This is a genomic window from Burkholderia sp. LMG 13014, assembly GCF_905232215.1.
Taxonomy (GTDB): domain Bacteria; phylum Pseudomonadota; class Gammaproteobacteria; order Burkholderiales; family Burkholderiaceae; genus Burkholderia.
On sequence record NZ_CAJNKE010000920.1, the window covers coordinates 1 to 1,633 of the forward strand.

At 66.8% G+C, this 1,633-nt stretch carries 2 protein-coding genes; one reads left to right on the plus strand and one right to left on the minus strand.

Annotated features, from left to right (window positions below):
- Window positions 1–709 precede the first annotated feature (709 nt).
- Window positions 710–1,042: a hypothetical protein gene (locus JYJ84_RS36150; RefSeq protein ID WP_174958506.1), complete on the plus strand. Its 333-nt coding sequence runs from the start codon at window positions 710–712 to the stop codon at window positions 1,040–1,042.
- Between the two features lie 117 nt (window positions 1,043–1,159).
- Here JYJ84_RS36150 and JYJ84_RS36155 read toward each other — a convergent pair.
- On the minus strand, window positions 1,160–1,633 hold a 474-nt coding region (locus tag JYJ84_RS36155), incomplete at its 5' end, for an NAD-binding protein (RefSeq protein WP_205190252.1).

The window sequence follows — 1,633 nt, forward strand, 5'->3', positions numbered from 1 at the left end:
AGGGGGCCGTGCCGGCCTGGCACCAGCGCCCGGGTGGTGTGCGTGCGCTCTGCCGCGCACATGAAAGATTTGCAAGGACCGTTGTAGCGATTTCCGGACCGGCGGCGACAGCCTGATGCCGGCGCGCGCCGGCCAGGCAAGGAGATGCGATGCAGCACGCATGGCACCTGCTTGCGATGCGGGATCGCCGCTTGAAGGGGCGCGCGGTGCGCAGCGCCGGTTGAGGGAAGGATGCGGTCCGCCGGATCGGCGGGCGCGTCGATGACGCAAGCGATGTGCCCGCGTGGCTACGCGCCGGGCTTTGGGGGATGGTTTCGACGGTCGGCCCATGGCTGACCTGCCGCGCACATCCGCGCCATGCGCCGAAAGCAGCCGGCACGGCGGAGCCTCGTGGAAGCACCGAAAGGATCCGCCACTAATCGGCAGGCGGAGAACGCGATGTGGCGATGTGGCGATGTGGCGATGTGGCGATGTGGCGATACGGCGATACGGCGATACGGCGATACGGCGATACGGCAGGGCGACAGGGCAAAACTACCCGTTGGCGGCATCTGGCCCTGAAACGGGGCGAAAATATTGCCCCATTTTCATCATCGTTTAACCATTCGAAACAATGTGTTCACTGAAAGGGGCATGATCTCCGGCGATCGAGCAGGCATACTGTCGCCTATGTTGCTCAATGCGCGTCGAACGGCGCGCGCTTGCCCCCATGTCCACTCCAGTTTCCTTTCGAACCCTGCGATGGTTGACCGTCGCGGCTGCTGCATGCTTGCTCGCCGCGTGTTCGACCTCTTCCGACGTGACCGCGACGTCGAACCCGAACGTGTTTACCGTGACGACGCGCACGGTCGGCGTGTCGACGACGTGGGCCGACGCCCATACGAAGGCCTTCGACGAAGCCACCAACTACTGCACGCAGCGCGGGATGCGCGCGAGCATGAAGCAGGAATCGCTGACCAGCGGCAGCCGTGTCGGCGCGCGCTCCGAACTCGCGTTCGAGTGCCATCCGACCTTCGAGACGGCGTCGAACCCGCGCGGTTGAACGACCGGCGGCGTTGATGCGCCGCCTGCCGCGTTTTCCTTCCCCGCACGCAAAACGACCCGCGATGCCGTTCAGGCAGATCGCGGGTCGGCGCACGTCCGGCGTCGGCTGCGGCGGTTACGCCGGCTGCGCCTCGTACAGCTTCACGCACGCGGAGAAGTCGAGCGTGCCGAGCCCCTGCTGGCTCATCGACTGATAGAGCTGTTGCGCAAGCGCGCCCATCCACACCGGCTGGTGCGCGCTCCGCGCCGCTTCGGTCGCGAGCCCGAGATCCTTCAGCATCAGGTTCGCCGCGAAGCCGCCCGCGTAGCCGCGCGCGGCCGGCGCGGTGTCGCTCACGCCCGGATACGGGTTGTACGTGTCCGAGCTCCAGCAGCGGCCGGTCGACGTATTGATGATGCCGGCCAGCACGGCCGGATCGATGCCGAGCGCGGCGCCGAGCGCCATCGCTTCCGACACGCCCATCATCGAGATCCCGAGCAGCAGGTTGTTGCAGATTTTCGCGATCTGCCCGGTGCCCGTGCCGCCGCAATGCACGACGTTCTTGCCCATGGCGAGCAACACGGGGCGGATGCGCTCGAACAGCGCGGC